General features: G+C 32.5%; 21 protein-coding genes and 4 pseudogenes. 10 read left to right on the top strand and 15 right to left on the bottom strand.

Translation table 11 applies throughout. The features are described 5' to 3' along the window. The first annotated feature begins 101 nt into the window (after nucleotides 1-101). Nucleotides 102-1,970, top strand: coding sequence for a DNA topoisomerase IV subunit B (locus P5P87_RS08205; protein ID WP_278022204.1), 1,869 nt, complete (start codon nucleotides 102-104; stop codon nucleotides 1,968-1,970). A gap of 45 nt (nucleotides 1,971-2,015) precedes the next feature. Next, entirely contained in the window at nucleotides 2,016-4,736 is a 2,721-nt protein-coding gene (locus P5P87_RS08200) for a DNA gyrase/topoisomerase IV subunit A (protein ID WP_278022203.1), read from the top strand. Nucleotides 4,737-4,811: 75 nt separating this feature from the next. On the opposite strand, the pseudogene P5P87_RS08195 reads toward P5P87_RS08200, so the two are convergent. After that, nucleotides 4,812-5,477, bottom strand: a pseudogene (locus tag P5P87_RS08195) (AAA family ATPase); the annotation flags it as partial. 8 nt (nucleotides 5,478-5,485) lie between these two features. Here P5P87_RS08195 and P5P87_RS08190 point away from each other — a divergent pair. Then, nucleotides 5,486-6,337, top strand: coding sequence for a type VI secretion system baseplate subunit TssF (locus tag P5P87_RS08190; protein WP_278022202.1), 852 nt, complete (start codon nucleotides 5,486-5,488; stop codon nucleotides 6,335-6,337). Further along, entirely contained in the window at nucleotides 6,228-7,217 is a 990-nt protein-coding gene (locus P5P87_RS08185; protein WP_278022201.1) for a hypothetical protein, read from the top strand. Before P5P87_RS08190 ends, P5P87_RS08185 begins: the two co-directional genes overlap by 110 nt. Nucleotides 7,218-7,258: 41 nt before the next feature. Here the strand turns inward: P5P87_RS08185 and P5P87_RS08180 are convergent, their stop codons facing one another. The 5 genes and pseudogenes from P5P87_RS08180 to P5P87_RS08160 form a co-directional block, all read right to left on the bottom strand. After that, nucleotides 7,259-7,888: a 3'-5' exonuclease gene (locus P5P87_RS08180; RefSeq protein ID WP_278022200.1), complete on the bottom strand. Its 630-nt coding sequence runs from the start codon at nucleotides 7,886-7,888 to the stop codon at nucleotides 7,259-7,261. Between the two features lie 2 nt (nucleotides 7,889-7,890). Beyond that, a pseudogene (locus tag P5P87_RS08175) lies at nucleotides 7,891-9,811 on the bottom strand (DUF294 nucleotidyltransferase-like domain-containing protein). Nucleotides 9,812-9,954: 143 nt separating this feature from the next. Continuing rightward, a complete protein-coding gene (locus tag P5P87_RS08170) occupies nucleotides 9,955-10,326 on the bottom strand; it encodes a DNA topoisomerase IV (RefSeq protein WP_198857104.1) in 372 nt (123 codons plus the stop codon). A 280-nt stretch (nucleotides 10,327-10,606) separates the two neighbouring features. Next, a complete protein-coding gene (locus tag P5P87_RS08165; protein WP_278022199.1) occupies nucleotides 10,607-11,182 on the bottom strand; it encodes a DUF1572 family protein in 576 nt (191 codons plus the stop codon). Between the two features lie 11 nt (nucleotides 11,183-11,193). After that, complete coding sequence (locus P5P87_RS08160) at nucleotides 11,194-11,544, bottom strand: winged helix-turn-helix transcriptional regulator (RefSeq protein ID WP_278022198.1); 351 nt, start codon at nucleotides 11,542-11,544, stop codon at nucleotides 11,194-11,196. Nucleotides 11,545-11,675: 131 nt separating this feature from the next. On the opposite strand from P5P87_RS08160, the gene P5P87_RS08155 reads away from it, so the two are divergent. Next, complete coding sequence (locus P5P87_RS08155; protein ID WP_278022197.1) at nucleotides 11,676-12,479, top strand: DNA alkylation repair protein; 804 nt, start codon at nucleotides 11,676-11,678, stop codon at nucleotides 12,477-12,479. Between the two features lie 4 nt (nucleotides 12,480-12,483). Here P5P87_RS08155 and P5P87_RS08150 read toward each other — a convergent pair whose 3' ends face one another. The 4 genes and pseudogenes from P5P87_RS08150 to P5P87_RS08135 form a co-directional block, all read right to left on the bottom strand. Further along, the gene (locus tag P5P87_RS08150) at nucleotides 12,484-13,056 is read right to left on the bottom strand and encodes a pentapeptide repeat-containing protein (protein WP_198857108.1); all 573 of its coding nucleotides are present in this window, start codon (nucleotides 13,054-13,056) and stop codon (nucleotides 12,484-12,486) included. Nucleotides 13,057-13,120: 64 nt separating this feature from the next. Next, nucleotides 13,121-13,342, bottom strand: coding sequence for a DUF6095 family protein (locus P5P87_RS08145; protein ID WP_278022196.1), 222 nt, complete (start codon nucleotides 13,340-13,342; stop codon nucleotides 13,121-13,123). A 182-nt stretch (nucleotides 13,343-13,524) separates the two neighbouring features. Beyond that, nucleotides 13,525-14,338: pseudogene (murQ, locus tag P5P87_RS08140) on the bottom strand (N-acetylmuramic acid 6-phosphate etherase). Between the two features lie 110 nt (nucleotides 14,339-14,448). Continuing rightward, complete coding sequence (locus tag P5P87_RS08135; protein ID WP_233074129.1) at nucleotides 14,449-14,649, bottom strand: hypothetical protein; 201 nt, start codon at nucleotides 14,647-14,649, stop codon at nucleotides 14,449-14,451. Nucleotides 14,650-14,668: 19 nt separating this feature from the next. On the opposite strand from P5P87_RS08135, the gene P5P87_RS08130 reads away from it, so the two are divergent. Both P5P87_RS08130 and P5P87_RS08125 read left to right on the top strand, forming a co-directional pair. Beyond that, nucleotides 14,669-15,640 (top strand): helix-turn-helix domain-containing protein, encoded by a 972-nt coding sequence (locus P5P87_RS08130; RefSeq protein WP_233074130.1) that lies wholly within the window; start codon nucleotides 14,669-14,671, stop codon nucleotides 15,638-15,640. Between the two features lie 156 nt (nucleotides 15,641-15,796). Beyond that, nucleotides 15,797-18,175 carry a TonB-dependent receptor gene (locus P5P87_RS08125; protein ID WP_278022195.1) on the top strand — a complete coding sequence of 793 codons (2,379 nt, stop codon included), beginning with the start codon at nucleotides 15,797-15,799 and terminating at the stop codon, nucleotides 18,173-18,175. A gap of 70 nt (nucleotides 18,176-18,245) precedes the next feature. Here P5P87_RS08125 and P5P87_RS08120 read toward each other — a convergent pair whose 3' ends face one another. Next, the gene (locus P5P87_RS08120) at nucleotides 18,246-18,917 is read right to left on the bottom strand and encodes a ZIP family metal transporter (RefSeq protein ID WP_278022194.1); all 672 of its coding nucleotides are present in this window, start codon (nucleotides 18,915-18,917) and stop codon (nucleotides 18,246-18,248) included. A 99-nt stretch (nucleotides 18,918-19,016) separates the two neighbouring features. After that, complete coding sequence (locus tag P5P87_RS08115; protein WP_278022193.1) at nucleotides 19,017-19,781, bottom strand: class I SAM-dependent methyltransferase; 765 nt, start codon at nucleotides 19,779-19,781, stop codon at nucleotides 19,017-19,019. Between the two features lie 137 nt (nucleotides 19,782-19,918). Here P5P87_RS08115 and P5P87_RS08110 point away from each other — a divergent pair, with 137 nt between their 5' ends. From P5P87_RS08110 to P5P87_RS08100, 3 genes and pseudogenes are all read left to right on the top strand, one after another. Continuing rightward, a complete protein-coding gene (locus P5P87_RS08110) occupies nucleotides 19,919-21,076 on the top strand; it encodes a THUMP domain-containing class I SAM-dependent RNA methyltransferase (RefSeq protein ID WP_278022192.1) in 1,158 nt (385 codons plus the stop codon). A 149-nt stretch (nucleotides 21,077-21,225) separates the two neighbouring features. Further along, nucleotides 21,226-21,463 (top strand): annotated as a pseudogene (locus P5P87_RS08105) (hypothetical protein). 16 nt (nucleotides 21,464-21,479) lie between these two features. Beyond that, the gene (locus P5P87_RS08100) at nucleotides 21,480-22,157 is read left to right on the top strand and encodes an aspartate/glutamate racemase family protein (protein WP_278022191.1); all 678 of its coding nucleotides are present in this window, start codon (nucleotides 21,480-21,482) and stop codon (nucleotides 22,155-22,157) included. A gap of 158 nt (nucleotides 22,158-22,315) precedes the next feature. Here P5P87_RS08100 and P5P87_RS08095 read toward each other — a convergent pair whose 3' ends face one another. Genes P5P87_RS08095 through P5P87_RS08090 form a run of 3 tightly spaced genes read right to left on the bottom strand, consistent with a single transcriptional unit; the run spans nucleotide 22,316 to nucleotide 23,664 of the window. After that, nucleotides 22,316-22,984: a DUF6048 family protein gene (locus P5P87_RS08095; protein ID WP_340696689.1), complete on the bottom strand. Its 669-nt coding sequence runs from the start codon at nucleotides 22,982-22,984 to the stop codon at nucleotides 22,316-22,318. Beyond that, entirely contained in the window at nucleotides 22,977-23,159 is a 183-nt protein-coding gene (locus tag P5P87_RS25860) for a hypothetical protein (RefSeq protein ID WP_340696667.1), read from the bottom strand. Before P5P87_RS25860 ends, P5P87_RS08095 begins: the two co-directional genes overlap by 8 nt. Then, nucleotides 23,131-23,664 carry a DUF6452 family protein gene (locus tag P5P87_RS08090; protein WP_198857119.1) on the bottom strand — a complete coding sequence of 178 codons (534 nt, stop codon included), beginning with the start codon at nucleotides 23,662-23,664 and terminating at the stop codon, nucleotides 23,131-23,133. The genes P5P87_RS25860 and P5P87_RS08090 overlap by 29 nt, the downstream gene beginning before the upstream one ends. Between the last annotated feature and the right edge of the window lie 5 nt (nucleotides 23,665-23,669).

Raw genomic sequence — 23,669 nt, 5'->3', positions numbered from 1 at the left:
TTTAAATAGATTTTGAACTGTTATTATTCATAACAAAAAAGAAATACGCTTTCATTTTTTGTTGATAAATGGTAAATTAGCCAAAAATCCTAAATTCATTTATGCTAGAGCAAAATCAATACAACGAAGATAATATTCGTTCACTCGATTGGAAGGAACATATTCGTATGCGTCCGGGTATGTACATCGGGAAATTAGGGGACGGATCATCACCAGATGATGGTATTTATATTCTTTTAAAAGAAGTTTTAGACAACTGTATCGATGAGTTCGTTATGGGTGCCGGAAAAACTATCGAGGTAAGTATTAAAGACAAAACAGTTTCTGTTCGTGATTATGGACGTGGAATTCCGTTGGGTAAAGTGGTCGACGTAGTTTCGAAAATGAATACCGGAGGAAAATACGATTCTAAAGCTTTCCAAAAATCAGTTGGTTTGAATGGTGTCGGAACGAAAGCGGTTAATGCTTTATCTAATTATTTCCGTGTAGAATCTGTTCGTGATGATAAACAAAAATCTGCAGAATTCTCAGCTGGAAATCTGGTTCAGGAAGAAGATATTATCGATACGACGAAACGTAAGGGAACAAAAGTAATTTTTACGCCAGACGAAACAATCTTTAAAAATTATAAATTTCGTTTAGAATATGTAATCAAAATGGTCAAAAATTATTGTTATTTGAACAATGGTTTGACTATTATTTTCAATGGGGAAAAATATTATTCAGAAAATGGACTTCGCGATTTATTAGAAGAAACAATTAAAGAAGAAGATCTAGAATACCCGATTATTCACTTAAAAGAGCATGATATAGAGGTTGCGCTGACACATAGTAAAACGCAATACAGTGAAGAATATCACTCTTTCGTAAATGGTCAGAACACAACTCAAGGAGGAACGCACTTAGCGGCTTATCGTGAGGCAGTTGTAAAAACCATTCGTGAATTTTATAATAAAAATTTCGAAGCATCAGATGTTCGTAAATCAATTGTAAGTGCTATTAGCATTAAAGTAATGGAACCGGTTTTTGAGTCACAGACCAAAACAAAATTAGGTTCTACCGATATGGGCTCTGATGATGGAACACCAGCAGTTTCTGTTCGTACTTTCGTTAACGATTTCATCAAAACGAAATTAGATAACTACCTGCATAAAAATCCAACAACTGCAGATGCTTTATTGCGTAAAATTCTTCAGGCAGAACGTGAGCGTAAAGAATTATCAGGAATTAGAAAATTAGCGACAGATCGTGCTAAAAAAGCCAATCTACATAATAAAAAATTAAGAGATTGCCGTGCACATCTTCCTGATACCAAAAACCCAAGAAACTTAGAAAGCACGCTTTTTATTACCGAGGGAGATTCGGCTTCTGGATCGATTACAAAATCGCGTGATGTAAACACACAAGCCGTTTTCAGTTTACGTGGTAAGCCTTTGAATTCATACGGGATGACTAAGAAAATCGTGTATGAAAATGAGGAATTCAATTTATTGCAAGCAGCACTTGATATTGAAGATGGATTAGAAAAATTACGTTACAACAATATCGTAATCGCAACTGATGCTGATGTCGACGGAATGCACATTCGTTTGCTTTTGATTACATTTTTTCTTCAGTTTTTCCCAGAATTAATCAAAGAAGGGCATTTGTATATTTTACAGACACCACTTTTCAGAGTTCGTAATAAAAAAGAAACGATTTATTGTTATTCTGAAGAAGAAAGAAAAGACGCGATTGAAAAACTAAAACCAAAACCAGAAATCACCCGATTTAAAGGTTTGGGAGAGATTTCTCCAGACGAGTTTAAAAACTTTATTGGAGATACCATCCGTCTTGATCCCGTTATGATGGACAAACATACTTCAATTGAGCAATTATTGTCTTTCTATATGGGAAAAAACACCCCAGATAGACAAGAGTTCATTATCAAGAATCTGAAGGTTGAAATTGATGAGCTTGAGGAAGCTTAAAATTAAAGTAGAAGAATTTTTTAGTAGTTATACTGAACAAAATATATGAAAGACGAAGAAGACGATAACATAATTCCAAACGACGACGAGAATAATCAGGATGAAAACCAGTTTGATGACAATCAAAATGGAGATGACGATGAGATTATCGACGTAGATGCTAAACAATTTGTAGGACAGCATTTTTACGAAAATCAGGAAGAAGAAGGCGAAGACGTTATAACAAAAGTAACCGGAATGTACAAAGACTGGTTCTTGGATTACGCTTCGTACGTAATTTTGGAACGTGCAGTTCCTGCTATCGAAGACGGATTTAAGCCTGTTCAACGTCGTATTATGCACTCTTTAAAAGAGCTAGATGACGGCCGTTATAATAAGGTTGCCAATGTAGTAGGGCACACCATGCAGTATCACCCACACGGAGATGCAAGTATTGGTGATGCAATGGTGCAAATTGGACAAAAAGATTTATTGATAGACTGCCAAGGAAACTGGGGAAATATCTTAACAGGTGATGGAGCAGCAGCTTCGCGTTATATTGAAGCACGTTTATCTAAATTTGCTTTGGAGGTTTTATATTCTCCAAAAATTACAGACTGGGGATTATCATATGATGGTAGAAAAGCCGAACCAATTAATCTTCCTGTAAAATTCCCATTGCTTTTAGCACAAGGAGCAGAAGGTATTGCAGTAGGTTTGTCAACAAAAGTTTTACCTCATAATTTTAATGAATTAATTGATGCTTCGATTAAAATCTTAAAAGGAAAACCGTTTACGCTTTATCCTGATTTTATGACGCAGGGTATTGCCGACGTTTCGAATTATAACGACGGAATGCGTGGCGGACGTGTACGCGTACGTGCTAAAATTTCGCAGTTAGACAAAAATACATTGGTGATTACTCAGATTCCGTTTTCTACCAATACCTCGAGTTTAATTGACAGTATTTTGAAAGCCAATGAAAAAGGCAAAATCAAAATCAAGAAAATTGAAGACAATACTGCAGCCGATGTTGAGATTTTAATTCATCTTTTCCCAGGAGTTTCACCAGATAAAACTATTGATGCATTATTTGCATTTACAGCTTGTGAAACCTCTGTAGCGCCTTTAGGATGCGTTATTGAAGATAATAAGCCTCTGTTTATTGGTGTTTCCCAAATGTTGAGGATTTCGACAGAAAGAACGGTTGAGTCGCTTAAGCAAGAGCTTGAAATACAATTAGAAGAATTAAAGAATAAATGGCATTTCTCTACTTTGGAGAAAATCTTCATTCGCGAAGAAATGTACATTGACTTCAAGTTATATGGAGACAGAGAATCATTATATAAATACTTGTATGATAGATTTGAGCCTTTCAAGAAATCATTCGTAAGAGAAATCAATGATGAAGATTTACAACGTTTGACTCAAATTCCAATGATTCGTATTACGCGTTTCGATTCTGATAAAGCAGACGAATTGATTTCGAGATTAGAAGAAGAAATGAAAGAGGTAGAATACAATCTAGAGCATCTTACAGATTTTGCGATTGGGTATTTTACCAAATTGAAAGAGAAATATGGAAAAGGACGTGAACGTAAAACCGAGCTTCGAGTTTTTGATAATGTAGAGGCTACAAAAGTAGTTTTACGTAACACAAAATTATACGTAAACCGCGAAGAAGGTTTTGTGGGAACAAGTTTAAAGAAAGATGAATACGTAGGTGATTGTTCTGATATTGATGATGTTATCGTATTTTTGCGCGATGGAACATTGATGATTACAAAAGTAGATTCTAAGACTTTTATAGGAAAAGATATTATTCACGCGACCGTTTTTGATAAAAATGATAAACGAACTATTTATAACATGATGTATCGTGATGGTAAATCAGGTCCATCATACATAAAGCGTTTTAATGTTACTGGAGTAACACGTGATAAAGCCTACGATTTAACAAATGGAACAAATGGTTCTCAGGTAGTTTATTTTTCGCATAATCCAAACGGAGAAGCTGAAGTTGTGACTATCTTATTGCGTCAGGTTGGAACGATTAAGAAGCTGAAATTCGATATTGATTTTGCTAATTTAGCGATTAAAGGACGTGGTTCGAAAGGAAATTTGGTTACAAAATATCCAATCAAGAAAATCGAATTAAAAGAAAAAGGAATTTCGACTTTATTACCAAGAAAAGTTTGGTTTGATGATACCGTAAAACGTTTAAATGTTGATGCGAGAGGAGAGTTGTTGGGCGAATTTAAACCAAGCGATAAAATTTTAGTTATCAGTCAGTCAGGTAAATTAAAAGTTATTATTCCGGAATTATCAACTCACTTTGAGGAAGATATGATTGTTTTGGAAAAATGGAAACCTAAAAAACCAATTTCTGCTATTTATTACGATGGAGAAAAAGAACGTTATTTCTTGAAACGTTTCCTTGTAGAAAATGAAGGAAAAGAAGAAAGCTTTATTACCGATCATCCAAATTCACAGTTAGAAATCGTTTCTACAGATTATCGTCCTGTAGCACAATTGGTTTTTGCAAAAGTAAAAGGAGTTCAAAAAGAAGATCTTCATATAGATGTTGAAGACTTTATAGCCGTAAAAGGTTTCAAAGCTTTAGGAAATCAATTAACAACAGATAAATTAAAACAAGTGAATTTATTAGACCCGCTTCCTTACGAAGAACCAGTCGAAGAAATTCCTGAAAAACCTGAAATTTCAGAAGATGATCCTGTAGAAACAGAATTAGATGACGATGGGCAAATAGGTTTGGTTTTAGAATAAAAAAACAAAACGCTAAGAATTTAATTTCTTAGCGTTTTTTTGTGTTTTAATAATTGATTTAATTCTCAGAAATGTCTACTCTTGTTTAATCCATTTTACTTCATTGTTTTCGATATAGACAGAAATAGTATCTCCGTTTTGTACTTCTCCGGATATTATTTTTTTGGCTAAAGGTCTTCTTAAATGAGTTGTTATAATATTTTTAATTGGCCTTGCACCTAATTTGGTATTATAGCCATTTTCGGCAAGATAAAGTTTAGCTTCTATAGGAATATTGACCGAAATATTGATGTTTTTCAATAAATCGGTAAATTCTTTTTTAAGATGAATCTCGAAGATTTTCAATGCATTTTCTTTACTGATAGGTGCAAAAGGTACAATTTCAGTTAGACGACCTAAAAATTCTGGTCTGAAATATTGCCCCATAATTTCCATTAAAGTACTTGATGCTGGAATTTTACCTTCATTAAAAGTGCTTGCAATATGATCTGCTCCAATGTTTGATGTAAACAAAATAATTGCATTAGAGAAATCTCCTTCTTTTCCTAAACGGTCATGTAGTTTGCCTTCATCCATGATTTGAAGAAATATATCAAAAACAGAAGGGTGTGCTTTTTCAATTTCATCAAATAAAACAATCGAGTAAGGTTTTTGTCTAATCTTGTTTATTAATACTCCTCCTGCCTCGTATCCCACGTATCCTGGAGGTGACCCATGAAATGGAGACATCGTTTGATCCTGTAGTGTCTATGATGCTAAATGCATTATCATATGAACTTGAAAAAGTAGCTCATGAACTAGAAGATTCAAAAACTCGTATTGTAGAAAGAGTTTTAGAAATTATGTTTCCAGAAGTTGTTTCGGGAGCAAAACCTGCAAGGGCAGTTGCACATGCGTTTCCAACTGAGAATAATAGAAAAACTTCTCTGCAAAATCAAATGCTTGTAAAGCGGAGGCTTCATAATATTTACAATCCTCTGGAACCTATAATAAAAGAAATAGTACTCTCGCCAACACTCGAAGTAAAACTTGCACCTTGTAACATTGCTTACATAGCTTACGAGAGAAATATGTTTAAAATTTCGAATCTTTTTTATAAAGATGCTGTTAAAGATTATAAGCATACTTTGCCGGCAGGAGAAATCGTTTTAGGTATTGAGTTAAATGATGAGAATGTAGAATTGGAAGATTTAATGCTTTACATAGATATTAAAAATACTCATCAAAAAGAAATGTTTCACTATTACTTAAAGCAGGTAAAATGTTTTTATGACAATATTGAAATTAAGGTTGAAGAAGGGTATAATGTACCTTTAAATAGCTTAGATATTGAAAATATAATAAATCGTAATTATTCGCATCTCAATGAGATTATGCAGGAAATTAACGAATATTATTTTGATAATTTCTATACGTTAAAAGGAGGATTAAAGTATAAAAAAATTTCAGAGTATTCGAGTGAGTGTAAATATTTAGAAGAAATTACAAACAATGCAGACAAAGCCAATCATTTGGATAAAGCTCGTTTTTCCAGAGTCAGTGGTTCCTCAAATAATAGAGAATGTTTCTTTTACAGCAAATTGTTTTCCAGTAATAAATAAAAAGCGCCATTCTTTAGGTATAGGTTTAGGTAATTTTCTTTCATACGTGGCTTTAGAAACAGGAAATAATATTTATCTCGATATCGAATCGGTAATAGACCCTCTTAATAATCATTACGAAATAAAAGAATTTAAAGAAGGAGTTGTAGAAGAAGGAAATGCTGTTTTGAGAATAGGTGGCGTTTCTAGATTTGATTCGAGAACTGCGTCGGAACTGCTTCAAAATTTGCTTGATCTGCTTAAGGATGAAACATCTTCATTTTCAGGCTTAGGAAAAGATTTCATGACCAGCTCCTTGTCACAAATCAGCCAGCTTTTAGCATCTGTTGAACAACAGGCTAAAGAAAGTAGCTTTTTGAAGAATAATGATCCCTATTTAATGATCAAGCCTAAGATTGAAAAAAACATGGAAAATTCGTTCCAAATTAACTATTGGTCAACCTGTGCAGAAGAAGGAAATGATGTTAAAACAGGGACAGTCTTAGAATCTTCAGATTTAACTTTTGTAAGCAATAGTATAACTTTAATGACAAATACAGCCGGAGGCTTAAACAAACAAAGCAACAAAGACAGAATTCTGGCTTATAGAAATGCGCTGCTCACACGCGGTAGAATTGTAACTTTTGCAGATATTAAAGCCTTTGGATTTAATCATTTTAAAAATTCAATTCTAGAGATTAAAATAGAAAAAGGCACACGAAAAGAAATCTCTGTAAAAGCTGGTTTTAGCCGAACCGTAGATATATATATCAAGACAAATCTTGAAGAGAAACAGCATTTGTCTGATTCGGAGTGGGAGTATTTATGCGATAGCTTTATGAAGAATCTGAAAAGCAGGTCTTCAAATGTGTTTCCGTATCGAATTTTTATTGATGAATAAAATTTTAAAAGGCTTGAATTGAATTTCAATTCAAGCCTTTTCTATTTAAATAATTGGTTTAAATTAATTGCTTTTTTCTCTTTTAATTTCTTTACAATCTTAAGAAATGCTATGGCTGTAATATAGGCATCGCCTAAAGCAGTATGGCGATCTTTTTTTGAAATATCAAACTTATCGGCCAAATCGTCCAGCGTGTAATGATCTTTTCTTTCAAACAGATGCGACTGAATTAAAGTCTTTTTATACAAATAAGCGGTGTCTAAGGTTTTATTTGTTAAAGAAGGAAGATCGTTTCTTTCTAAAGCTTTATTGATCATTGTGATATCAAAAATAGTATGATGTGCAATGATTATCGAATCGCCCAGAAATTCTAAAAATTGTTGTAAAGCTTCAAGCTCACTCGGACGTTTAACAAGCAGATCTTTTAAAATACCATGAATTTGTGCCGTAGTTTTGTCATAATGATCTTGTTCCAGATAAACCTCAAAACTTTCCTGAACATTAATAATTCCGTTTTGAAGAACCAATGCGCCGATACATAAAATACGGTCATTTTCATAATCAAATCCAGTAGTTTCGGTATCTAAAACCACAAAATGAGTTTCTTCGATCGTAATATTTTCATCGAATAAATTAATTTCTTCCTTTTTCCAAAAATTGAATAAACTCATTATTATACCAGATTTGAGATATTAAAACGAACCGAAATAAGTTCCTGAAGTTCTTTAATAGTTTTAAAAGTACGTTTCAGCTTAATTTTTTCCATTTTGGTTAGAGATTCCAATTCGATAAACTGACCAGAATCATGATGTAGAAGACCTTGTTTAGTTCTAAATTTTAATAAAGCTTTAAATGAATAAGAGCACGATAAATACAATTCTCTATTATTAGGTTCTAATTCAGCTAATTTTTCAAAACGTTCTGCCGTATTGCTGATTCCTTTAACCGAATGAGATAAAATTAAAACACGAGCGGCATCTGTTAAAGGCATTAAAGCTCTTCGTTTGATATCAAAATTATCTTTGTTTGCACCATCTTGTTCAACCAAAAATTGTCTAAAGAAACCAGTAGGAGATGGGCTTTGCAGAGCACCACTCACCAAGTGCATGTAAAAAATAGGATTTGCTTTTAAATCTTCGAAAATATAATCAGACAATTGGTTTGCTACTTCGGTATCACCATAAGTTAAACTGTAATCAAAGAAAATAAACGACAATAAAACCTCATTTTTACCTGGATTTGTAATCCAATGATGTACATGGCTTTTCCATTCGTCTAAACTCATACACCATTTTGGGTTTGAAGCCATCATTTCGGCAGGACAGTAATCGTAGCCAATTTCAAAAAGACCTTTGTTTACAAGTCCCGCAAATTTGTGAAAATACACTTTAGTTTCATCTCTAAAAACTTCATTTACATTTTCATATACAATTGCATTATCTTGATCAGTATGCAACATTTGTTCTCCGCGTCCTTGGCTTCCAAGCGCAAGCCACGAAAATTTTACCGTGGCGGACTGCTCATTTTTTCTAGACAAATTTCAATAACGCGATTTGTGCAAGCTTCATTAAGTTCAGTGATAATTTTTGTAATCAAAGTCATCGGAATATTTTGGTCTAGATAACCTTGAAGTAATTGCATAATTCGGTTGCGAATTGGCTTTATTTCTTTGATTTTTTTAGTGCGTTTCAAAGCCTTTATCAAAACCGCAGGATTATTCCCGAGTGCAACCATTACGTCATGTTTGGATAAAATTCCAACCGCTTTGGTGTTTACAGTTCCATCTTTTGTCAAACACAAATGGCTGATATTACTTTTCATCATTGCCATTTGCGCCTCAGTAACTGTCATTTTTTTTGGATATGTAATAACAGGTTTTGTCATTATCGTTTCGGCGGTTGTTGTAATAGGAAAATCTCCAGTAACGATTTTGTTTCGAAGATCTTTATCAGTCAAAATACCAATTGGCAGCATTTCATCAACAATTAAAATCGCACCGACTTTCTTTTTATTCATGATTTTTGCAACATCCTTTACTGTAGTTGATGGACTGCAGGTCACAATTTTTTTAGAATATTTTATAGGTGCTAAGTCAAAAGAATGATTGCTGGAATGAAGATTTTCGTGAAGCTGATCATCGTCACCATATAATTTATCTTTATGAATGTCAGAATATGGATTTCGTGTGTTAGAGGCATAACTTTCAATCAAGAAATTACCAACATTTCTATTTTCTAGAGCATAAGGTTTAAAAACCGCAATCGGAATGGCATATAAAATGCTTTCTTCATGCGCGACAGCCTCCATAATATAGTTTTCTTGCGCTAAAAGCGGACGTAATCCAAAAATATCACCTTCGTCACACATGTCTAAAACTGTATTTTTAGTACTTTTTTAAGAGCAACGGCACCTTTATGAACCACATAAAAAGAATCATGCGTTTTGTCATTTTCAGCAAAAATCACAGCATCTTTTTCTTTATAAATAATAGAAATTTGTTCAGATAGCTTTTCTAAGTCTTTCTGATGAAGAAAATTAAACGGCGGATAATTCTTTAAAAAATCAGCAACCCTTTGCGAAATGGTATTTTTCATTTGGTTAGATTAAAGTTCTAATGTACTATTTAAAATAGAAATGTAAAAGAAACACATTATAATAATTTGCCACAAAGGCACAAAGTCGCAAAGAAATAAGTCCTTGGCGTCTTTGTGCCTTTGTAGCAAAAAAGCTTAATTATTTAATCAACTTTGTAAACGGTGCCTCGCTGTTTTTCTTCAGAACCAACCAAGCCAAATTCAAAAGTATAAGAATCTTTAGAAGTCGTTAAAATTTTCATGCTGATTGCTTTTTCCTCAGCCATATTTTTTGGATGTTTTTTCTGGAGAACATATTCGCAATCGCTTACCCAACGAATGGTTGCGGTATCAGTTTTTCCTTCAAAAGTTTCAATTTCGATGTCGTCTTTACGTTCAAAAAAAGTAGTTTTTTTTTCGCCATTGACTTCCGTTTCAAATTTGAATTTTCCAGTTTTAAAATCTTTGCAATTATGCTCTGCATTATAGCAAGATACTAAAGCAAGAAAAGGAAATAAGAATATAATTTTTTTCATTTTGAATAAGTTGTTTTTTAGGAGCTAATCCTGCTGTACGCTGTATCTTTTGTGGTGAACCCCACCACAAAAGGATGTCGCTTCCATCAGGGCTATGGCTTAGGTTTTTAGAAGTTCTTTTTTAATTAAAGAATAAAAAAGAAAATTACAAGAGTTATAAAAGTCAAAAAAAGTAAATTCCGTTTTTTATTTTTAGAACTCTGCTCTTCGGTTAAGTTTGTTTTACAGAATTTAATTAAGATCCACCAACATGTCCCGCCAAAATTTGCATAATATTCTATCATTTCAATCTTTTTAATTCTTCGTCTGTAAAGTTCTTGATTTCTTTTTCCTTGGCAAACTTTTCAGCGTTATAATTTCCTGATTTATTTTTCGGAATCGACAAACTATTCCATGAACTGTTTTTCAATTGTTTGGCATAAAAAACAATCTGTCCAACATGATAAGGATAATGTGCCAATTGACGATTTATGGCTTCTATAACTGTATGACCCTCATTTCGGATGTAAATAATGTCTGAAAGTTGTTCTGGTTTTAAACTTTGTAAAGCATTTTCTAAACAATTCCAGCCTTTATTCCAAAGTTCAAGAACTTCTTCTTTCGATTGTAAATCATTTTCAAATTCGGCATCACGGTTTCGCCATTCTTTTTCTCCGTCAGAAGTTAGAAAATCTGTCCAGCGTGAAAGCATATTTCCTGAAATATGTTTTACAATAGTAGCAATGCTATTGGTGTCGTCATTAAACGAAACAAAAAGCTGTGTTGGTTCGAGTTGATCGATTGCTTTTTCGCCAAGTATTTTATAATATAAAAATTGTTTTTTAACGCTTTCTAAATAAGATTCATCAGCTTTCATGGTTCGCTATTTTAAGATTGAAGTTCAATTTTGTTTTCCCGAATAAGTATTTTCCCCCAATCATTTAATTTCCAGAGAATTTCTACTAGTTGTTTTCCCGTTTCGGTCAAAGAATATTCAACTCGGGGAGGAAGTTCATTAAAAGATTGTTTTACCAATATCCCGTCTTCGACCATTTCATTCAATTGCTGATTTAAAACACGCCGATCTACTTTTGCAATGCCACGTAAAAATTCACTAGGTCTTTTTTTGCCATCATTAATCTGCCATACAATTGGGATTTTCCATTTTCCGCTGATGGTATTTACAGCAATTTCTAATGGACAAATTTTATTTTCTGTGCTTTGTTCCTTTGTTTGCATAAAATTGACTTTTATATCTCTATGGGATAAAAATATGCGGTATTGCCAGTGTTATCAAGCTTTCCGATATTTACAAAAATAATCAAATTTTTAAAGCATGATAGAACATTGCGCTAGTCAAATTAAAAACTATGAATGAAGTAAAACGTAAAGGAGCAAGATCGATAAAAGATATTCCTGTTTTAGTTTTAGAACAGCTTAATAAAGGTGAAATTGAAACTGCTAATCTTATAGAATGGCTAGCAGTAAATCAAACTAAGCTTTTAGAAAATGTTTTGAGAGAGTCTAATCGGATGGAATATCTGGAACCTATTTTAATGGATATTAGAAATTTGAAAAAGCAAACTGTCAATACCATAAATGAAACAATTGGCACAGGAATATTGACAGAATCAATTCTTAATAATGATTCTGATATAATTTCAACTATTTCAAACCATAAATCTGATTTGGTGCGATGTTGGTCTGCTTATACAATTGGAAAAAAATCTGAATTAAACATAGAAGAAGTGTTAGAACAAATTCAGTTTTTGGCGGCAGACAAACATTTTGGTGTAAGGGAAATTTCTTGGTTGGCAATTCGTTCCAATATTCTGAATAATTTAGAAAAAAGCCTTGAAATCTTATCTGAATGGACTTCTAGTAAAGACGAAAATATTCGACGCTTTGCAACCGAAGCAACAAGACCAAGAGGAGTTTGGTGCGAACATATTGAAGAACTTAAGAAAAGACCAGAATTAGCTTTGAAAATTTTAGATTCCCTAAAATCTGATTCTTCAAAATATGTGCAGAATAGTGTTGGAAACTGGTTGAATGATGCCAGTAAAACAAGACCAGATTTTGTAAAGAATTTATGTGAAAGATGGAAACGCGAAAGCCCTGTAAAAGAAACGCTGTACATTATAAAAAAAGCGCTCCGAACAATAGAAAAATAATTTGCTACACAATTTTAATATCGTATTTATCTAATAACCCGACAATTCCTTCGGTAGAAAATTGTGCTTTTTTCATCGGATTAAATTCAGGATCAATTTTGTAATTGTATGCCGTTTTAAAATTGACCGATGCTAATTGTGTTTCGTTGAATATTGCACCGTCAAGGTTGCAGTTGTCAAAAACAGAGCTTGTTAAATTAGTTCCGATGAAAGTAACTTCACGAACAGAAGAATTAATGAATTTGGTTTTCGGCATTTTTTTATTAGAAAATAGCGCGTAATCCAAAACGCATTCATCAAAATAAACTTGAAATAAAAAATCATCGCATTCGTTAAATGCAATTCCTAAAAGTTTGCAGTTTTTAAAAGTGACGTTTTTTAAACTTGTTCCAGCCAAGCTAGTCATTGAGAGATTACAATCAATAAATTCGCAGTCGAGGAAAGTGTTAGAATTGAAATTACTGTTAGAAAAGTCACAGTTTTTAAAGACACAATCTTCAAACTCACGATTGTTTATTTTTTTATCGATATAAACAATTTTCTCAAATGTTTTCTGAATGTGAATTATGCCTTCCATTTTTTTATAAATATTAAATCTAATAGGTTTTTAAAACCTGTTAGGTTTGAATTAGTTTTATTATTTAGTCATTAAAAATCCCTTTCATTATGATTTTCAATCCCAAAAAGATCAAAACCATAGAACTCAAACAGGTCGCAATTCCAATTCCTAAAACCAGATAATGCCAATTGTTGCCTTGATTTTGAAAAGCATTGTAAATCAACGATGGCCCAAGAAACATCAAAGGCAATGCACCTGTCAAATATTTAATTCCTTTTCCTAATAATTGTTTGTTTGTTGCCATGTTTTTTGTTTCAAGTTTCAGGTTTCAAGTTGTTGGCTTGTATTTTACCGCAAAGTACGCCAAGTTTTTTTATATGCGAGGCTTTTATAACGGCAAAGTTCGCAAAGTTTTGGACAAAAACCTTGCGAACCTTGCATAAATCTTAGTGTACTGTTCGGTTAAATGACCACACAGAAAACCTTTTATTTTTTATAATTATCAACAGCATTTCTTACGTCGCCATATTTTTTCAATAATTCAGAAGCTTCGTCGTACGAAACTGAAATTTCGTCCATAATCATTTTTACGCCTCGGTCAACCAATTTCACATTGCTTAACTGCATGTCGACCATTTTATTGCCTCTTACTTTTCCTAGCTGAATCATTGCCGCAGTAGAAATCATATTTAAAACCAATTTCTGCGCAGTACCAGCTTTCATTCTTGAACTTCCAGTTACAAATTCTGGTCCAACTACAACTTCAATAGGAAATTGAGCTGTCAAAGCCAACGGACTTCCAGCATTACAAGTAATACATCCTGTAACAATATTATTCTCATTACAAGTTTCTAAACCGCTAATAACATATGGAGTTGTACCAGAAGCGAGCAATTCCGATAACCACATCGTTTGAATTGATATTATGATTTTGAAGATCGATCCAAGCATTTGTTGTACTATCTTCAGCGTTTTCTACTGCACGTCTAATGGCTGTGTCGCCACCTGCAATAATGCCATTTACTAAATCAAAAGGAACGCCAAAAGTTGGCGGACATTCTGAAGCATCAACAACACCAAGTCGGCCAGAAGTTCCTGCTCCAATATAAAACAATCTGCCGCCAAGCTTTAATTTTGCTACTATTTGCGGAATCAAAGCTTCTATTTGGGGCAAAGCTTTTTCGACTGCATAAGGCACAGTTTTGTCTTCTTGATTTATATTGGATAACAATTCATGAACAGACATCTTCTCTAAATGTTCATATTTTGAGGCTTGTTCAGTGGTTTTCGTAAATGTCATTTTATCGTTATTTAGACTCGTCAAAATTAATATAATTTATCTCAATCTTGCAAAGTCTCAGAGATTTAAAATCATTTTTTTTCTTCTATTTTTTCCCTTTAAAGACGGTTTTAATTAGGCTTTGTTACAAAAACGAAAATATTATATTTGTTTAATATTAAAAGATGGATGGATAAATTAGTTTTGCTAGAGGGAATTGCCCGAATTTGTGTTTTTGTTTCTTTGCTGATGGCATTTTTTTTGCTGACGGTAAAAACTGAAAATAAATTAGCCAATCGTTTATTTGCTTTCTTTTTTATTTTTTCAGCCATTGATCTCAGCGGATTTTTTATGTACTTATATACAGAAGATCATCGAAATCTGGAAATTTTCAGATCGACATTCTGTTTATTAGGAATGCCATCGTTCTACTTGTATGTATTGGCGGTTTGTTATTCTGATTTTCGCCTAAAATGGAAACATTTGGTTCATGTGCTTCCTTTTGTAATTGTTAATTTAATTTTTATACCCAGAATATATTCAAGTATAAACGAAGGAAGTTTTATTGGGCCACTAAATTCAATGTCTGAGATTTATTTTATTCAGATTTTAATCGAATTTCAATATGTCTTTTATATTGTAAGTGTATTTTTAATTCTAAAAAAATATAAAGAAATCTATCTGGAAAATTACGCCAATCCAAGTATTTCGGCTTATAAATTTCTTTTTCAAATGACGTGCGTATTTCTAATCGCACATTCTATTGTAGCTTTAAAAAATGTACTGCGATACAGCGGTTTTAGAGAAATTTTTCTATGGGCAAACGTATTGGTTGGAACAATAGCGCTATTTATAACTTGCTGGTTTATAATGAAAGCATTGAAACATCCAGAACTTTTTAGAGGTGTAAATTCTAAATTAGTATTAACGAAAGATATTCTTCCAGAAATTGAAGAAAAGCCAGAAACAGTCAATAAACAAAATGATTTGATCGGCACTCAAATAGCTACATTAAAACAATATATGACAGAGAAAGAACCCTTTCTTGATCCGTCGCTTACCATTCAAGAATTGGCTAATCAAATAAATATTCCAGTTCGCGATTTATCTATTTTAATTAATCATCATATCGATCAGCATTTTTTTGATTTTGTGAATGAATATCGCATTCAAAAAGCGATGCATATTTTAAAAGATCAAACCAAAAGTCAGCTTACGGTTCTAGAAATATTGTACGAAGTTGGTTTTAACTCCAAATCTTCTTTTAATACTTCATTTAAAAAATATACCAATTTAACTCCGACAGCGTACAGGAAAGGTTGAAAATAAAGGCTTTGTAAAAAGTCGAACGCCTTATCGCATAAAGTCGAACCAATTTCTACGGGAGAAAATGGTTCGACTTTTTTTTGTCGGTCGCGTAAGGAGATTTTCTAAGGCAACTTTGCTTCAAATTAATCGAACAAGTTAAAATTAGAAATCATGAAAAAATTAAATCTCCTAATCTTATTACTATTGCCTTTATTTTGTTTAGCGCAATCAACATTAAAAGGAAAAGTAGCTAGCGAAACCAAATCTTTAGAATGGGCCGAAATTTCGATAGTAAATATGGAAGGAAAAATTATTGATGGAACTACAACTAAAGAAGATGGCTCTTTTGAAGTAAATCTTAAAAATGGATTTTATAAAATTGAAATTAGCCTTTTAGGTTTTACTGCTTATGAAAAAGAAATTTCTTTAGAAAAAAATACAGATTTAGGAACTATTGTTCTCAAAGAGAACGAAACCAAATTGGTCGAAGTTGTGGTTCAGTCTAAAAAGAAGACTATCGAACAGAAAACAGATCGTTTGGTTTACAACCTAGAAAATAATGTAACAACAACTGGCGGAGATGCGTTAAGTGCCATTAATACAGCGCCTGGAGTTGTAGTTAAAAATGATGTAATAACCATTTTAGGAAAAGGAACTTCGCGTGTTATGATCGACGGACGTTTGATTGAATTGACTGGTGAAGAATTGAATAATTTCTTGAAATCTATTTCGGTCGCTGACATTAAAAATATTGAAGTGATAAGCAATCCGCCTGCAAAATATGAAGCCGATGGAACAGGAGGTTTGATTAATATTATTATGAAAAAAGGAGTTCGCGATTCATGGAAAAATTCGACTACAGTTTCTTACGACCAGAATAAATACGGAATTTATACTTTGAGAGATAATTTCTTCTACAGCAAAAATAAGTTTAGATTTTCAGCAAGTGTGAATGGCAGAACAGGATATAAAAATTCTATAGAAAACCTAGATATGTATTTTCCTGACGGTCTTTCAAAAATGGATGCCGATACAAAAGTTAAAAACGAGAGTTTTTCAGGAAAATTAGCTTTAGATTACGATTTGTCTAAACGCACAACAATTGGTTTTCAGTTTATGAATGACAGAAATAATCCTGATTTTGGATCGGATATTAGAATCGAAAAATATAATATAGAAAACGAATTGCAGAATGTAACATTAAATAAAAGTTTTACAGATAAAGGTTCTAAAAATCAAACGTATAATGCGCATTTGATTACCAAATTAGATTCTTTAAATAGAAAATTATCTTTTGATGTGGATTATTTCAATTATAATTCAAAATTCGATAGAGATTTTATAGCGAACAATTATAATTCAGATATGGAATTTATCGATATCAATCAGGCAGGACGAAATATTTCGAATCAAGATATTGATAACTGGAGTTTTAAGGCAGATATGGAACATCCGTTTCAAGCTTTTAATTTGTCTTATGGAGCAAAAATGAGCTTTACAAATAGTATAAGCGATGTGGTTTTTTATAATACAATTACAGGAATACCAGAATTAGATCTTAGTCAGTCAAATCGATTTAAATACACTGAGAATAATCAGGCTGTTTATATTAACGGAGATAAAAAAATAAATGAAAAGTGGAGTTTGCAAATGGGTTTAAGACTTGAAAATACGCAGACTAACGGATTTTCTGAAACGATGAATCAGGAAAATGTAAATGATTATTTAAAGCTATTTCCAACTTTTTATGCTTCGTACAAAAAGAATGACAACAATACTTTTAGTTTGAATTATGGAAAGAGAATCAATAGACCGCGTTTTGATTTGCTGAATCCGTTTAGAGTTTATATTAATAGCAATAGTTATTCTGAAGGAAATCCGTTTTTAAAGCCTTCATTTAGTGATAATTTTGAATTGGCGCATTCTTATAAAGAGGTTTTAAGAACAAGTATTTTTGTAAACGCTATTACAAACGGATACGGGGTTGTTTTTACTTCAAATCCAGAAACGAATACGCAGATTGTAACTCGCGAAAACTATTATAAAGGCTTAAATTATGGTTTAGGCGAAACTTATTCGGCAACTTTGGCAGATTGGTGGCAAAGTGAAAATACCTTATACTTTTTGGGTTCAGAAACAAAGTTTATAAAAGATATTAATGCAACGCCATCAAACAGTTTACAAATTGATTTTACAACGAATAATACTTTCGTTTTAGGAAAAAACACGAAACTTCAAGTTGATTTTAATTATAGTTCGCCTTTTAAAAGTGGTTTGTATGAGGTTGGTTATGTTTCAAGTTTTGATATTGGTTTCAAACAGGATTTGTTGAATAAAACACTTCAGATTGCATTCTTGGCCAATGATATTTTTAATACTTCTTATTTAAAAGATTTTACTTCGGTTGTAAATGGCGTGAAACAGGTTTATAGTCAAAATGAAAGCAATCGTTTTGTGCGTTTGTCTGTGATTTACAATTTCGGAAATAAAAAAATTAACGTGAAGGAGCGTAATTTTGGAAATCAAGAGGAGAGAAAGAGAGCTAACTAAATTTGATAATTAGATAATGAGTCAATTAGAAAATTATTAAAGTATCTAATTGACTCATTGCCTAATCAATTTATTTTAAAAAGAATGCCAATAAAATTCCTAGTACAATCATAGAAACTTTTGCAACATTGAATTTATGTCCTTCGCCGCTTTCAAAAATGATTGTTGATGAAATATGGAATAAAATTCCGATTACGATTGCTGTTATTTCGGTGTAATATTTACTTAAAAAAGGCAAATATTCTGAAGCTACAGTTCCTAACGGTGTCATGAGTGCAAAAGTCAGCATGAAGACAAAAATGGCTTTTTTATTTAAATCGGCATTAATGAAAAATGTCGTTAAAATAACCGCAATTGGCAAATGGTGAATGGCAATTCCGACTGCTAAACCATGATGATGACTAACCGGAAAACCTTCTAAAAAGGCATGAATGCAAAGACTGATAAACAAAAGCCACGGAATTTGAGACATTTTTGCATGTCCGTGAACGTGTCCGTGTTCGGCACCTTTTGAGAAAAATTCGAGTACGATCTGAAATAAAATTCCGACCATTATAAAGATTCCGATATTATGATTGTGCGATTCGTAAACATCTGGTAGAAGATGCATTACGGTTAACGACAATAAAAAAGAACCGCTAAATGCGAGTAGTAATTTTAAATTATTTTTGTTTTCTGGTTTTATGAATAAAGCTATGCCATATCCTAAAAGTACAGAAAATAAGGGTAATAAATAGTTCATTTTTATTTTGTTTAATCGTTGATTCGTTTAATCGGTTAATTGTTTTTTTGTTTAGCGATTAAACGGTTAAACGGTTAAACAATTAAACGATTAACCAATTTACTTAAAAATCATGATTAATCTTTCGCTTTCGGTTTTATGGAATTTTTTGAGTTTATAGTCTCCAAAAATGTCTAGAAGGAAAATTCCAGCTTCGTCCATTAAATCTTGAAAGTCTTTCAAAGTTAGTGCTTTTACTTTTTCTGTAAAATGATATTTTCTGCCTTGGTCTTCAAAATCAATTTCTTTAAAGATATGACCATCTTCAAGATATCTTTTGATGTGAAAATCTATTTCATCAACCGTTTTTATTTCTTCAGGAACAAGATTTTCAATAACGTTTGGCACGTTCATAAAGTCAATGACTGCAAAGCCGTATTCAGATAAACTTTCTTTAATTGCTTTTAAAGTTGTTAGGTTGTCGTCGTCGCTTTCGAAGTAACCGAAACTGGTAAAAAGATTAAAAATAGCATCAAATTTTTCTTCAAAAGGTTCGCGCATATCGTGCACTTTAAAATGAAGTGTTTCGTTGCTGTTTTTGCTAGCTTCGGCAATGCTATTTTCAGACAAATCTGCTCCCAAAACATCGTAGCCCAATTGATTTAAATAAATAGAATGACGGCCTTTTCCGCATGCTAAATCCAATACTTTTGCTTTCTCAGGCAAATTAAGATAATGCGTTAAATTGTCCATGAAAACCTGAGCTTCACGATAATTACGATCCTTATAAAGAATGTGATAATATGGCGTGTCAAACCACGAAGAATACCAGTTTTGATTGTCGTCTTCTTGATTCTGGATTGGTGCGTTATGTTTTTCAGACATTTATTCTATTTCAATTAATTCAAAAGTCCGGCAAATTTAGTGTATTTTTGCCGAAAAATAACTATTTCGCTTCGATACGTGTTTATACCAGTATAATAAAATGTTATAGCGATTGGCTTTTTTTAATTAAAAAAGAAATGGAAGAAAATTTTAAAATGATTGCCAAATGTTTTTTTGGCTTTGAAGAAATATTAGAAAAAGAATTACGCACACTTGGCGCTCAGGATGTTGAAAAAGGTGTGAGAATGGTGAGCTTTAAAGGTGATAAAGGTTTTATGTATAAAGCCAATTTGTCTTTGCGTACAGCTCTTAAAGTTTTAAAGCCAATTTATTTTTTTAGAGCTAATAATGAGCAAGCTTTGTACAAGGGAATTTCTGGGTTAAACTGGTCTAAATATTTAAATGCTAATCAAACTTTTGTGATCGATACTACAGTGCATTCTACTTATTTCAATCATTCTGAATTTGTTTCTCAGAAATGTAAAGATGCGATTGTAGATCAGTTTAGAGAAAGAACAGGACAACGTCCGAGTATTGATAAACAGCATCCAGATTTGCGTATTAATATTCATATTGATAGAGATCAGGTTTCTGTAGCTTTAGATACTTCTGGAGCATCGCTTCATCAGCGTGGCTATAGAACTGCTACCAATATTGCGCCTATTAATGAGGTGTTGGCTGCTGGAATTCTTTTATTATCGGGTTGGGATGGACAAAGTCATTTCCTTGATCCAATGTGTGGTTCTGGAACTTTTTTGGCAGAAGCCGCTATGATTGCTTGCAATATTCCAGCAAACATCAACAGAAAAGAATTTGCTTTCGAAAAATGGAAAGATTGGGATAATGATCTATTTGATACAATTGTAGATAGTTTAATGAAAAAGACAAGAGAGTTTCATTTTACAATTAAAGGTTTTGATAAAGCGCCAAGTGCGGTTAGCAAAGCCAAAGACAATATCAGAAATGCCAATTTGGAGGATTATGTAACTGTTTTTGAAGAGAACTTCTTTGACACGGAAAAAGAAACAGAAGGTAAACTTCATATCGTTTTTAATCCGCCTTATGATGAGCGTTTAGATATTCACATGGAAAGATTTTATGCTAGTATTGGAGATACTTTGAAGAAAAATTATCCAGGTACAGACGCTTGGTTTATAACAGCCAATCTAGAAGCGTTAAAATTTGTTGGATTAAAACCTTCAAGAAAAATCAAACTTTTTAATGCAAGTCTTGAAGCTCGTTTGGTAAAATACGAAATGTACGAAGGAAGTAAAAGAACAAAATTTCAGGTCTAAGATTCTAAGATGTTAAGATTCTGAGATGCTAAGAATTTTGGTAAAATGAAAAATATAATTTAAAATAAATTTAAGTTTCTAAGATTATAAGCGGCAAGGAGAAAAACTTAGCATCTTAGCATCTCAGAACCTTAGCAACTATAAAAAAAATGTCAAAACTACAACTACGAGCTTTTTTATATCAATTAGCGAGCTTTTGCAATCCTTTTTCTTGCATTTAGATATTTGATTGCGGCTTACACAGGATTAACTGGAATTTGGATTCCGATGACTGCGTTTGTAATTGGAACTATTATTGGACCTAAATTTCAAGCTGTGAGAACCAAAGATGGTGAAAAGCTTTTTATGAAATGGCTTTTTGTAAAAGGAATCAAAGAAATTCAATAATATAAAAAAAACTTATATGAGGAAAATTGGGCTTATTGGTGGAATCAGCTGGGTTTCTACTTCTGATTATTATACTTTAATTAATAAAGGAATTAATGAAAAACTCGGTGGACTGAATTTCTCTGAATGTCTAATTTACTCTTTTAATTATGCCGATATTAAAAAGAATAACGATGCCAACGATTGGGATTCTACTTTTAATATGCTTTTTAAAGCTGCAGAAGTATTAAAATCGGGTGGGGCAGAAGCGATTCTTTTATGCGCCAATACGATGCATTTAATTGCTGATAGATTACAGCAAGCTATTGATATTCCTCTTATTCATATTGCAGAAGAAACAGCAATTGAAATCCAAAAGAAAGAAATAAAAAAGGTAGGTTTGTTAGGGACAAAGTTTACTATGGAATTAGATTTCTTTAAAGACAAACTTGCTGAAAAAGGAATTGAAACTATAATTCCAAATTCGGAAGCTGATAAAGATTTTATCCATTATACCATTTTTGAAGAACTTGGAAGAGGAATTGCAACCGAAGAAACAAAAAAGCGTTATCTAGAAATTGCAAATGAATTGATTAAAAATGGAGCTGAAGGGATTATTTTAGGATGTACTGAAATTCCGTTGGTAATAAAAGAAGGCGACTTAAACGTTCCAATTTTTGATACCACTTTAATACACACGCAAGCAAGCAATTAATTTTCAGTTAATTTAGTTTACGGTGCTGAGATTCTAAGATACTAAGGTTCTAAGTTAACTTAAAAGCATAAAAAAAAGCGGTAAATTCAACTTGAATTTACCGCTTTTTTTAAACTTAGTATCTTAGAGTCTTAGCATCTAAGAACCTTTGAAAAAAACTATTTCTTCTTCTTAGGCTCTACTTTTTTTGCAACTTCAGAAGCCATTGTTTTTTTCTTGTAAATCGGAATAAAATAAGAAACGGTATAATTGAAACCAATTCCGAAACTTCCGTCATAAGTTCTGTTAAATCCTGGAATATAAAGGTTTTCGAAATTATTCGGTTCTTTATTAGTAGTAAGAAGTTTAAGCTGAACACCAAATCCAACAAAAACGTTTTTAACAACTTGCGCTTTTAATCCTAAAGCAACTTCAATCCAAGTGGCTGTAAGTCCGCTATATTTTTCGTTAGTCGATATTGCAGGTAACTCTCCCCAATATGGATTTGGATTATAGATTTTGTAACTATATAATTCTTGGTTAAAACTACTAAAACCGCCACGTAATCCTATCGTGATAAGGTTTTCCATGTCAAGCCAGTTTTGGTAAAAGTTATAATCAAAACCTGCTTTTATATACGTTCCAGTAGCAGACGAAGTTAAACGGTCGTCTTCGGTAGTTTTATCTTCGTAACCTAATTCTGCCGCTAAATAATATTTTTTTGTTAATCGCCAGTCTCCTACAAATTCTACTCCTTTATAATTTTTGTCATAAATCCCGCGAGTAAGTTTGTATAAATCAACACCAACGCGAAGTCCGTAGCGATCTGTTTTTACAACGCTATCTATTGGAGCTTGAGCTTCCTGAATTTGTGGCTTTGTCTGCTTTTACAGTTTCTATTTTTGGCTTTTTAGTCACTATTGTGTCCAAATTTTTAGAAATCTCAGGAACGTCCTGAGCATAACCTAAAAACACTGAAAATAATAATGAAATACTAGAAATAAACGTTAATGTGTGTTTCATTTTCAGATTCAATGTTAGGGTTTACTAGATCAACTTCGGTCATCCATAGAACAGAGTCTGGATCGGTTTGTATAAATGGTGGTCTGCTCTTTAATTCAAAAATGGTTTTAAAACCACAAGCTCTTGAAACATACACATTTTTTGTAGTGTATCTAAATTTAATAATATCTGTATTAATAGCAGTTGTGCTTAATGAACTATAAATAAATTTGAAAGTTGATGTAGTATCATTAACCTTCAAAGGAATTGATACTGAACTTCCACTGGTCACATATCTCAATGAATCATCTTCCGCAAGACTTTCATTAAAAACAATTCCCTCTTTCATATTTTCACCAATAACTTTTAGATTGGTAACATTTTTCGTTTTTGTCGGATTAGATATATCATAAAATGTCATAACCAATCTTGGTGTAGTTGGTGTGTTAGAATCACAGATATCATCTTTCTCGCAACTAGATAAGCCGAAAGTAAAGAGCAGTAAAAGAGAGATTAATTTTTTCATGTATT

This window comes from Flavobacterium ginsengisoli (genome assembly GCF_029625315.1).
GTDB lineage: Bacteria > Bacteroidota > Bacteroidia > Flavobacteriales > Flavobacteriaceae > Flavobacterium > Flavobacterium ginsengisoli.
Note: the sequence above shows the minus strand (reverse complement) of the source record. Positions and strands in the feature narration are given on the sequence as shown.

Bases quoted from the DNA above. Each gene is read 5' to 3' on its own strand.
- P5P87_RS08205 (WP_278022204.1), top strand. From the start codon at position 102: ATGCTAGAGCAAAATCAATACAACGAAGATAATATTCGTTCACTCGAT.
- P5P87_RS08200 (WP_278022203.1), top strand. From the start codon at position 2,016: ATGAAAGACGAAGAAGACGATAACATAATTCCAAACGACGACGAGAAT.
- P5P87_RS08190 (WP_278022202.1), top strand. From the start codon at position 5,486: ATGATGCTAAATGCATTATCATATGAACTTGAAAAAGTAGCTCATGAA.
- P5P87_RS08185 (WP_278022201.1), top strand. From the start codon at position 6,228: ATGCAGACAAAGCCAATCATTTGGATAAAGCTCGTTTTTCCAGAGTCA.
- P5P87_RS08180 (WP_278022200.1), bottom strand. From the start codon at position 7,888: ATGAGTTTATTCAATTTTTGGAAAAAGGAAGAAATTAATTTATTCGAT.
- P5P87_RS08170 (WP_198857104.1), bottom strand. From the start codon at position 10,326: ATGAAAAAAATTATATTCTTATTTCCTTTTCTTGCTTTAGTATCTTGC.
- P5P87_RS08165 (WP_278022199.1), bottom strand. From the start codon at position 11,182: ATGAAAGCTGATGAATCTTATTTAGAAAGCGTTAAAAAACAATTTTTA.
- P5P87_RS08160 (WP_278022198.1), bottom strand. From the start codon at position 11,544: ATGCAAACAAAGGAACAAAGCACAGAAAATAAAATTTGTCCATTAGAA.
- P5P87_RS08155 (WP_278022197.1), top strand. From the start codon at position 11,676: ATGAATGAAGTAAAACGTAAAGGAGCAAGATCGATAAAAGATATTCCT.
- P5P87_RS08150 (WP_198857108.1), bottom strand. From the start codon at position 13,056: ATGGAAGGCATAATTCACATTCAGAAAACATTTGAGAAAATTGTTTAT.
- P5P87_RS08145 (WP_278022196.1), bottom strand. From the start codon at position 13,342: ATGGCAACAAACAAACAATTATTAGGAAAAGGAATTAAATATTTGACA.
- P5P87_RS08135 (WP_233074129.1), bottom strand. From the start codon at position 14,649: ATGGCTGAAAAAATAAAAAAGAAAGCAAATAAACGATTGGCTAATTTA.
- P5P87_RS08130 (WP_233074130.1), top strand. From the start codon at position 14,669: ATGTACTTATATACAGAAGATCATCGAAATCTGGAAATTTTCAGATCG.
- P5P87_RS08125 (WP_278022195.1), top strand. From the start codon at position 15,797: ATGAAAAAATTAAATCTCCTAATCTTATTACTATTGCCTTTATTTTGT.
- P5P87_RS08120 (WP_278022194.1), bottom strand. From the start codon at position 18,917: ATGAACTATTTATTACCCTTATTTTCTGTACTTTTAGGATATGGCATA.
- P5P87_RS08115 (WP_278022193.1), bottom strand. From the start codon at position 19,781: ATGTCTGAAAAACATAACGCACCAATCCAGAATCAAGAAGACGACAAT.
- P5P87_RS08110 (WP_278022192.1), top strand. From the start codon at position 19,919: ATGGAAGAAAATTTTAAAATGATTGCCAAATGTTTTTTTGGCTTTGAA.
- P5P87_RS08100 (WP_278022191.1), top strand. From the start codon at position 21,480: ATGAGGAAAATTGGGCTTATTGGTGGAATCAGCTGGGTTTCTACTTCT.
- P5P87_RS25860 (WP_340696667.1), bottom strand. From the start codon at position 23,159: ATGAAACACACATTAACGTTTATTTCTAGTATTTCATTATTATTTTCA.
- P5P87_RS08090 (WP_198857119.1), bottom strand. From the start codon at position 23,664: ATGAAAAAATTAATCTCTCTTTTACTGCTCTTTACTTTCGGCTTATCT.